This is a genomic window from Methanomassiliicoccus sp. (assembly GCA_012719175.1).
Classification (GTDB): Archaea; Thermoplasmatota; Thermoplasmata; order Methanomassiliicoccales; family Methanomassiliicoccaceae; genus UBA6.
The window spans coordinates 1-8,858 of record JAAYAX010000016.1 but is presented as its reverse complement, the minus strand read 5'-3'; the positions used below and the strand labels follow the sequence as shown (position 1 = coordinate 8,858).

At 61.4% G+C, this 8,858-nt stretch carries 9 protein-coding genes and 1 rRNA gene; 9 read left to right on the top strand and 1 reads right to left on the bottom strand.

Annotation, left to right across the window (positions count from 1 at the left end):
- From rrf to GXX95_11825, 5 genes are all read left to right on the top strand, one after another.
- Positions 1-121: ribosomal RNA gene (gene rrf / locus GXX95_11845) — 5S ribosomal RNA — on the top strand.
- A gap of 72 nt (positions 122-193) precedes the next feature.
- Positions 194-1,045: a zinc ribbon domain-containing protein gene (locus GXX95_11840; GenBank protein ID NLT38825.1), complete on the top strand. Its 852-nt coding sequence runs from the start codon at positions 194-196 to the stop codon at positions 1,043-1,045.
- 79 nt (positions 1,046-1,124) lie between these two features.
- Positions 1,125-1,907: an isopentenyl phosphate kinase family protein gene (locus GXX95_11835; protein ID NLT38824.1), complete on the top strand. Its 783-nt coding sequence runs from the start codon at positions 1,125-1,127 to the stop codon at positions 1,905-1,907.
- A 1-nt stretch (position 1,908) separates the two neighbouring features.
- Complete coding sequence (locus GXX95_11830) at positions 1,909-2,970, top strand: type 2 isopentenyl-diphosphate Delta-isomerase (GenBank protein ID NLT38823.1); 1,062 nt, start codon at positions 1,909-1,911, stop codon at positions 2,968-2,970.
- A gap of 2 nt (positions 2,971-2,972) precedes the next feature.
- Positions 2,973-3,968, top strand: coding sequence for a polyprenyl synthetase family protein (locus tag GXX95_11825; GenBank protein NLT38822.1), 996 nt, complete (start codon positions 2,973-2,975; stop codon positions 3,966-3,968).
- On the opposite strand, the gene radB is transcribed toward GXX95_11825, so the two are convergent.
- A complete protein-coding gene (gene radB, locus GXX95_11820; protein NLT38821.1) occupies positions 3,965-4,621 on the bottom strand; it encodes a DNA repair and recombination protein RadB in 657 nt (218 codons plus the stop codon). The two genes, GXX95_11825 and radB, sit on opposite strands and share 4 nt — an antisense overlap.
- 175 nt (positions 4,622-4,796) lie before the next feature.
- Here radB and GXX95_11815 point away from each other — a divergent pair, with 175 nt between their 5' ends.
- Genes GXX95_11815 through GXX95_11800 form a run of 4 tightly spaced genes read left to right on the top strand, consistent with a single transcriptional unit; the run spans position 4,797 to position 8,812 of the window.
- Entirely contained in the window at positions 4,797-6,635 is a 1,839-nt protein-coding gene (locus GXX95_11815) for an ATP-dependent DNA helicase (GenBank protein ID NLT38820.1), read from the top strand.
- A gap of 56 nt (positions 6,636-6,691) precedes the next feature.
- Complete coding sequence (locus tag GXX95_11810) at positions 6,692-7,306, top strand: Kae1-associated serine/threonine protein kinase (GenBank protein ID NLT38819.1); 615 nt, start codon at positions 6,692-6,694, stop codon at positions 7,304-7,306.
- Positions 7,303-7,872, top strand: coding sequence for an RdgB/HAM1 family non-canonical purine NTP pyrophosphatase (gene rdgB, locus GXX95_11805; protein ID NLT38818.1), 570 nt, complete (start codon positions 7,303-7,305; stop codon positions 7,870-7,872). Before GXX95_11810 ends, rdgB begins: the two co-directional genes overlap by 4 nt.
- Positions 7,856-8,812: an NAD-dependent epimerase/dehydratase family protein gene (locus GXX95_11800; protein NLT38817.1), complete on the top strand. Its 957-nt coding sequence runs from the start codon at positions 7,856-7,858 to the stop codon at positions 8,810-8,812. Before rdgB ends, GXX95_11800 begins: the two co-directional genes overlap by 17 nt.
- Positions 8,813-8,858: the final 46 nt, after the last annotated feature.

Sequence of the window (8,858 nt, the reverse complement as noted above, 5' to 3'; positions counted from 1 at the left end):
TGTGACGGCCACAGCGGCGGGGATACACCCGGTCCCATCTGAACCCGGTAGTTAAGCCCGCCAACGTTCCATGCTGTACTGCGGTGCGCGAGCCCGCGGGAACCATGGGGCGCTGTCAGCCACTTTTTATCTCTTATTTTTGTTTAATATTAATTGCATCGAAAATATTTTTACCCCATGGCCTCGTTCCTCGATGAGATTCGGTGTGGGAATGGACCTTCCTTCGGAGACCTTGATACTCATCGTGGCCGTGGTCGTCGCAGCTGCCGTGGCCTTCCTGGAGCTACGCTATCTGCGTACCAAGAAGCATGTGAAGGTCGATCAGTACCTGGAACAGGACGACGCCTACAACGCCGTGACCACCACCCGTGCGGTGGCCGCTTCCCTGACCAAGATGGGGAAGGACACGTCCGAGGCCGATGTCATCATATACCAGGCCGAGACGGCCTATGACAGGCGGGAGTTCGTTCGTTGTTTAGAGCTCGTCGGCAAGGCTAAGACGGCCCTCAAGAGCTGCAGGGACAAGGACCTTCTGACCGCCCCCGTGGAGGAGCCCATGCCCGCAGACAAGGACCAGACAAAGGAGGAGAGCAAGGCCGTCCCCGCAAACGAGTGCAAGAAGATGCCCCAGAACTATCTGGAATCCAAGTTCATCATCGACTCTGTAAAGAGCCTCCTCCCGGACGCCTTTGTGGAGCAGAGGGAAGCGGGCCAGAAAGAGATCGACATCGCGCAGGAACGGTTCGATGCCGGCGATTACTCCGAGGCGTTGAAGGCCGCCCTGAGGGCTAAGCGCATCATCTCACCACCAGCTCCCTCGAAGGACAGGATACCCAACGTGGCCACCGAGGTCATCAAGGCACAGCCCGCACCCAAGGGGTCCCCGAGCGCCTGCGTGAACTGCGGTGCCGGGATGAGCCCGGTAGATGATTTCTGTCCGTCCTGCGGCACCAAGGCAGGGCTGAGGATATGTAAGGGATGTCAGGCCGTGGTCACCACCGAGGACATGTTCTGCCGACGTTGTGGTGTCAAGGTAGATCGGTAAGACGATCAGTTCCTCTCCCTCGTTAATATCGCCTACCGTTCCACTATTACTTTTTTATATAGCTGGAGTAATGCTCCAGATGTACTCCATGATGCTGGTGAAGTTGGGTGGAAGCGTCATCACCGACAAGATGGCCTACCGCACCCTTCGAGAAGAGGTCCTCCGAAGATTAGCGGAAGAGATATCGTCCTCAGGAGAGAGCGTGATCATCGTGCATGGCGCAGGATCGTACGGACATGTACTGGCCGCTCAGCACCAGCTGCAGAAAGGATTCCACGAGAACGCTCAGCTCATGGGAGCGGCCCAGGTGATGGAGGACGTGAGGGCACTGAACCTCAGCGTCATCACTGCCTTGAGAGGAGCGGGCGTACCATCCGTATCCCTGCCACCCTCGGCAGTGGCATGCCTCTCCGCGGGGGAGCTCTCGAGGCTGGACCTCCCGGTCTTCCGGAGGTATGTGGACCTGGGCATCGTACCGGTCACCTTCGGGGATGTGGCCTTGGACGATAGGCGGGGGTTCGGGATCTGTTCCGGGGACCAGCTCATGGAAGCGCTGGCGAAGGAGTTCTCACCGCAAAGGATCATATTCTGCACGGATGTCGACGGGGTCTTTGACCGCGACCCCAACATAGAACCCGGGGCGACCATGCTGCAGAACGTGGACCGCGGCACTCTGGACCGACTGCCGCGCACCCAGAGGTGTGCTGATGTGACCGGTAGCATCTACGCCAAGCTCGAGACCATGCTTAGGATAACCTCCTTCGGAGGGGAGGCCATGGTCATCAACGGGCTCATGCCAGGCCGACTGGCTGCCGCCCTAAAGGGAGAGAACGTTGTCGGCACCAAGGTCATGGGGGCCTGAAATGAAGGAGATCGAACAGAGAAAGGCAGACCACATACAGGTGACGATGGAGGAGGACGTGGCGTCCTGTCATGATTACTGGGACGACGTTAAGCTGGTCCACAACGCCCTCCCGGAGATCGACCTGGAGGAGATCGATACCTCCACCGTGCTGTTCGGAAGGAAGCTCTCCTGCCCTCTGATGGTGACCGCAATAACTGGCGGGTTTCCTCAGGCGGAGAGGATCAACGAGAACCTGGCAAAAGCGTGCTCGGAACTCCAGATCGGCCTCGGCGTAGGGAGCCAGAGGGCAGGGCTGGAGAAGGGGTCCCTGCGTAGCTACGAGGTCCTCAAGGAGTACGACGTACCCTTAAAGGTCTCCAACCTGGGGGCGCCTCAGCTGGTCGCTCAGAGAAGGAAGAACGCCTACGGGGCCGAGGAGGCCCGTAAGGCCATCGATATGATCGATGCCGATCTTCTCGCCATCCACCTCAACTTCCTGCAGGAGGTGGCCCAGCCCGAGGGCGATACCAACGCCCGGGGATGCTTCGACGGCATTCGGTCCCTGTCCCGGGACCTTCCCATACTGGTGAAGGAAACGGGAGCGGGCATCTCCCGGAACGTCGCTCTCCGCCTGAAGGGTATCGGTGTGAGAGGGCTGGACGTGGCCGGAGCAGGAGGCACCAGCTTCTCCAAGGTGGAGGGCAGAAGGGCCGCTAAGTTAGGGGACCGCAGGAGCGAGCGCATCGCCGATACCTTCGCGGAGTGGGGCATCCCTGCCCCAATCTCTGTAATGTGGGCGGACGTGGGCCTTCCAGTCATCGCTAGCGGTGGGATCGTCAACGGTCTGCAGGCGGCGAAGAGCATCGCTGTGGGGGCGGACTGTGCGGGCACGGCAAGAGCGGTGCTCAGGGAGGCGCTGGAGTCCCCACAGGCGGTGAGGGAACGACTCTCGCTGATGATGGACGAATTGAGGATCGCCATGTTCTTGACCGGCTCCAGGAACGTCCGGGAGCTGGGGAGGGTGGGCTATATGCTCACCGGCGACAGCAAGGAGTGGGCGAGCGCAGACCTGGAGGGTTGAAAATGGATGTGGTCAAGGAGATCAATGCAAGGGCCAAAAGATTGAACGTTCAGATAATGTCCTATCTCGATGGAGAGAACGACAGCAAGCTGATGAGGGCCGTGAGGCACTACCCCGAGGCTGGCGGGAAACGTCTTCGGCCGATGCTCGCCCAGGTGGTGGCCGAGGCGGTAGGTAAGGCCGGGGACAGGGCGCTGCCCTTCGCCTGCTCCCTGGAGATAATACACAACTTCACCCTCGTCCACGATGATGTTATGGACAACGACCTCGTGAGGAGGGGGCGCCCTGCGGTGCACGTCCTTTTTGATATGCCCACGGCCATCATCGCCGGTGATGCCCTCTTCGCCAGGGCATTCGAGATAATCACCGACACCGAGGTCCCCCCGCAGAACATCAAGCAGCTGATAAGGAGCACCGCCCACACTGTGTGGCTCATCGCCGAGGGTCAGCAGGAGGACATGGATTTCGAGAACATCCCCGCTGAGGAGCTGGCCATGGAGGACTACATGTCCATGATCAACAAGAAGACGGCGGTGCTGTTCGAGTGCGCGGCCGAAGGCGGCGCCCTTATTGCCGGAGGCACCGAGGCCCAGGTCGCCGCCATGAAGGAGTATGCCCACCACCTGGGAATGGGCTTCCAGGTCTGGGACGACATCTTGAACCTGACCAGCGACGAGAAGACCATGGGGAAGCCCGTTGGCAACGATATCCGCAACGGGAAGCGCACCCTCATCGTGCTACATGCCTTGCACACCCTGGACAAGGAGGACGAGCGCAGGAGGACACTGCTCCACGCCCTGGGGAACGACAAGGCGACGAAAGAGGAGATCGCCGACGCCATCGCCGCCCTGCAGGCCAGCGGCAGCATTGATCACGCTCGGGCCCTGGCCCGGGATCATTCCCGCAAGGCCAAGGAGCTGCTGGATTGCCTCCCTCCGAGCGAGGAGAGGGAGTTCCTCTCCGGCCTAATGGACTTCGCCGTGGGAAGGGACATCTAACAACTGATGCCATTGTGCGTGAGGATGAAGTCTGCCTCCAGACCCTCGGGAAGGTGGCGGGCCTTCATCAGCACCGCCCTTCTCTTGCCGCCTGGCCCGGCCTTGTCCACGCGGATGATCATCTTAGCATTATGCAGCAGCGCGTGCCCCCCCAGGGCCTCGTAGGAACCGGTTTCCACGTCCGTATAAACCTGTGAGGTAGCCACTACGGGGATGGCCCTATCGCGGGCGAGGTTGGTCAGCTTGGTGGACTGTCCCGCCAGGGACTTCCGGTCACCTCGTTCCTCCTCCCTGCTGGTGAGACGATAGTGCATGCTGATGGAGTCGACTATCACCATTCCCACGTCCAGGTTCCCCTGCACCAGCTTGATGGCCTTGTCAACCATCCTCTCCTGCTCGTCGAAGCCGCTGATCGCAGAGAAAAGAATGTTCTTGACCACCGACTCGAAGTCCTCTCCGCATAGCTGCCTCAGCCGCTCCAGGGACACGCCCTCGGTGTCTATGTAGATCACTTTCTTCCCCGCCCTGACCATGTCCCGGGCGAGGATGAGGCAGAGCGTGGTCTTTCCTGTGCCCGCCTCACCATATAATAGCGTCAGGCAGCCAGGCTCCACCCCGCCGTCGAGCATAGCGTCCAGGCTACCGCATCCCAAGGGCAGCTTCTCCATGTCGATTTAGGATGTGTTCATGGGTGATAATCTTTCCTTTCCGGGCCTACTGTGGCCCGTCCCTACACGTCCAAAGGCGAAGGGTCCGGGGCAGCGTTGACCGACCGCATATTACGTCTAATCATAACGAACTGCTAGGGGTCCCTCTCTCCTATCCACCATGGAAGCCTGCGATGTTAACCAACGTATCGAGGAGGGGCAGGCATCAGGCCTGTTCCCCCATCCAATGGTCCGCGGGGGACAGGAACGGTTCCTCGAGGACGCCAGGATGTGCATGGCCCAACGAACGCACCTGCTCGCCCACGCCCCCACCGGGCTGGGGAAGACCGCGGTGGCCTTGACCGCGGCAGTGGAGACGGCCCTGGCCTCTGATGGGATGGTGATCTTCCTCACCTCCCGCCAGTCGCAGCACGCCATCGCCGTGGAGACCATGCGGGCGATGTGGAGGAAGGAACAGGTCACCGTCGTCGACCTCATCTCTCGCGAGGACATGTGCCTGGCCAATAAGAACGGGAAGAAGGTGCCCTGCGCCGATGGGTCCCGGTGCTACTTCGACCGCGACCCCGCAGGTTCCCAGACCATCCTCCTTGACTATCCTCTCCATGTCCAGGAGGCCATGGGGGCCTGCCTACGGTCAGGGATATGCCCCTACCGTGCGGCGATGGAGGCCGCGACCAAGGCCAGGGTGATCATCGGCGACTACAACCAGATGTTCTGTCGCGGTCCCGGCCTGCTGCAGCGGCTGGGACGGAAGGAGGAGGACGCCATACTCGTCATCGACGAGGGACACAACCTCCCGTATCGTATCATGGGCTCGGGTAGCGGGCACATAACCTCCACTTCGCTGAGAGGTCTCCGTACCATCCCCTCGCTCAAGCATTTCCGGGAGGACCTCGACATTCTCGCCGATACCCTGGACCGCCTCGCCCGCAGGCGGCCGGAGCGCATTGTGGCTGACCATCTCGACGGGCCCCTGAAACGCTGCTCGGGAGTGGACGCGGGTGGTCTGGCGGTGGAGCTGGAAGCAGCCTCCCGAGGAGATCCGGACGTACGCGGGGCGGTGGATTTCCTTCACGCCTGGAGCTCCCCTGACGAGGTCACCGTCCGCTATCTCGATGGGGACGGGCCCTGCCTCAAGGTAAGCCTCATCGATCCCTCACCTCTCACCTCGCCCGTTCTCTCCCGGGTACGATGCGCGCTCCTGATGAGCGGCACGCTGCACCCTCCGGAGATGTTCGCGGACCTCCTAGGTATGAAGAACGCCGTGTGCCGCAGCTACCATTCCCCTTTTCCCAGGCAGAACCGCCTGGTGATCGCCGGTGGAAAGGTATCATCGCGTTTCCGGACAAGGGGCCCGGCGATGTACGCCACAGTGGCCGAAGAGGTGGCCCGGTGCATACGGGACCTGCCGGGGAACGCGGCGGCCTTCTTCCCCTCCTACGAGTTCATGGGGCAGGTGGAGGGGTTGCTCGCGGGGATGGACCTGGAGAAAAAGCTCCTGGTCGAGCGCCGTGAGCACGGAAAGAGGGAACGGGAGGGCATCCTCCGGCAGTTGCACGAGGGGACGAACCTCCTGATGGGGACCATCAGCGGATCCTTCTCGGAGGGGGTGGACTTCCCCCACAACATCCTCAGCATGGTGATCGTCGTCGGTCTTCCCCTGTCCCCGCCCTCGCGAGAGATGGAGGCCATGTTGGAGCACATGGAGGGCAGGTTCGGCACGCGCAAGGCGAACCTGTACGTGCAGGTCTATCCAGCGGTGTCCAGGGTCCTGCAGGCTGCGGGGAGGGCCATCAGATCCGAGACCGACAGGGCGGCCATCGTACTTCTGGACGATCGCTACCTGCTCCCCCACGTGCGCGCCGCCTTTCCCGCAGACCTCTCCATATCGTGTCCACAGGACCTCTACAGGGAGGTGTCAGCTTTCCTCTCCCCCGCCGGTGGTGAGAGTGAGGTCCACGAGGCCGAACCTATAGGGTCGGTCCCCGAGGGCCGCTGACACGACCCTCTCTGTTCCGTGTAAACCTTAATTAGGCCCAGGCCATTGGAGCGGACATGGAGATCATCCGCCGCGGGGCCGAGGCCGAGATACGCCGGGACGTCTGGCTCGGCAGGGACGTAATAGTCAAGAGCAGGGTGCCCAAGGGATACCGGCACCCCGACCTGGACCGGGGCTTGCGGGCCAGCCGCACGCGCAACGAGGCCCGCCTGATAAATGAGGCAAGGCAGGTGGGGGTGCCCACTCCCGTGATCTACGACATCGATCTCCTGAACGCGGAGATCACCATGGAGGAGGTCCGCGGCCCTCGTGTCAAGGATGAGCTCGACCGTGGCGACCATGAGAAGGTCAGGGAGCTATGCCAGCATATGGGAGGGCTCATCGCCCTGCTCCATAAAGGGGGCATAGTCCATGGAGACCTCACCACCTCCAACATGATCATGTCCGGCGGCCGCATGTGGTTCATAGACTTCTCCCTGGGGACCAGGTCCGCCACCGTGGAGGAGAAGGGTGTGGACCTGCACCTCCTCAAGGAAGCGTTCCAGTCCGCTCATTCCACCCTCCTACCCATGTTCCCAGTCATCCTCGAGGCCTACCGGCAGAACTACGAGGGTGCGGAGGAGATCATCCGCAAGATGAAGGATATCGAGGGGAGGGGCAGGTACACATGAGGTTGATGCTGATAACGTCCAACATGGGCAAGCTGGCGGAGTTCCGCTCGGCCCTGACCCCTCTGGGGCTCGAGGTCCTGCACTCCGACGAGGACTGCGATGAGATCCAGGCCGACAGCTTGGAAGAGGTCGTGCGCTCCTGCCTCCTCCAGCTCCAGGACCGGGGGCGGAGGGATATTGCCATAGACGATTCCGGCCTTTTCGTGCATGCCCTCGGCGGGTTTCCGGGAGTGTACTCGTCCTACGTCCTGAGGACCATTGGCATGGAAGGCATCCTGCGTCTTTTAGACGGGCGGGAAGACCGGGGCGCCCATTTTGAGTGCTGCATCGGCGCGTCCATCGGTGGCGAGGAAATCATCGTTCACGGCAGGTGCGATGGGACCATCTCCATGCGGCCGTCCGGCCATGAGGGCTTCGGTTTCGACCCTATATTCGTGCCCGCTGGCTTCGAGCGGACCTTTGCCGAAATATCAATAACCGAGAAGAATGGTATCTCCCACCGCGGCAGGGCCATCCAGGCCTTTGCCGAGGAACTACGGGGAAGACTGAATGAAGCTCACAGGTAGAAAGATAATGGTCACTGGGTGCGCGGGGTTCATCGCCAGCCACCTGGCGGAGGAACTGCTCGCCCGCGGCAATGACGTCATCGGCGTCGACAACCTCTCCGCGGGAAAGCGGGAGTTCATGTCCGGGATGATGGACAATGACGCCTTCACCTTCATAGAGGGCGACCTCCTGACCATGGACCTGGGCAAGGCATTGGAGGGCGTGGAAGTGGTGTGCCATCTCGCGGCCAACCCCGACGTCCGCCTGGGTGCCAAGAACACCCACATACACTTTGAGCAGAACATCGAGGTCACCTACAAGCTCCTGGAGGCGGGGAAGGACCATGGGGTCAAGGACCTCATGTTCCCCTCCACCTCCACCGTCTACGGGGAGACCGAGGTCATACCCACGCCGGAGAACTACGGCCCTCTCGTCCCCATCTCCGTGTACGGCGCATCCAAGCTGGCGTGCGAGGCCTTAATATCCTCATACTGCCACACCTTCGACCAGAACGCCGTGATCTACCGCTTCGCCAATGTCGTGGGGACCAGGTCCACGCATAACGTGCTCCATGACTTCATCCGCAAGCTTCGGGAGGATAGCAGCTCCTTAGAGATCCTCGGAGCGGAGCCTGGGACCATCAAGTCCTACGTGCACGTCAAGGACTGCGTGCGGGGCATGGTCGCGGGGGCGGAGGCATCGGACTCTCAGGTTGAAATATACAACATCGGCTCCCGGGACTGGATGACGGTCAAGGATATCGCCGACATAGTAGTCGAGGAGATGCGCCTACCTAACGTGGAGTACCGCTGGACCGGGGGGGTCAAGGGCGGTCGGGGCTGGGTGGGGGACGTGAAGAAGATGCTTCTGGCCGTGGACAAGCTGGAAGCTCGGGGTTGGTCGCCTGAACTGGGTAGCCGCGAGGCTATCCGCAGGGCGGTCCAGGAGATACTTGGTTAGAGAAGGTTCAAGAGGCCTCGGGAATACGTTTGCCCGGTGGCATCCA

Bases quoted from the DNA above. Each gene is read 5' to 3' on its own strand.
- GXX95_11840 (NLT38825.1), top strand. From the start codon at position 194: ATGAGATTCGGTGTGGGAATGGACCTTCCTTCGGAGACCTTGATACTC.
- GXX95_11835 (NLT38824.1), top strand. From the start codon at position 1,125: ATGTACTCCATGATGCTGGTGAAGTTGGGTGGAAGCGTCATCACCGAC.
- GXX95_11830 (NLT38823.1), top strand. From the start codon at position 1,909: ATGAAGGAGATCGAACAGAGAAAGGCAGACCACATACAGGTGACGATG.
- GXX95_11825 (NLT38822.1), top strand. From the start codon at position 2,973: ATGGATGTGGTCAAGGAGATCAATGCAAGGGCCAAAAGATTGAACGTT.
- GXX95_11815 (NLT38820.1), top strand. From the start codon at position 4,797: ATGGAAGCCTGCGATGTTAACCAACGTATCGAGGAGGGGCAGGCATCA.
- GXX95_11810 (NLT38819.1), top strand. From the start codon at position 6,692: ATGGAGATCATCCGCCGCGGGGCCGAGGCCGAGATACGCCGGGACGTC.
- rdgB (NLT38818.1), top strand. From the start codon at position 7,303: ATGAGGTTGATGCTGATAACGTCCAACATGGGCAAGCTGGCGGAGTTC.
- GXX95_11800 (NLT38817.1), top strand. From the start codon at position 7,856: ATGAAGCTCACAGGTAGAAAGATAATGGTCACTGGGTGCGCGGGGTTC.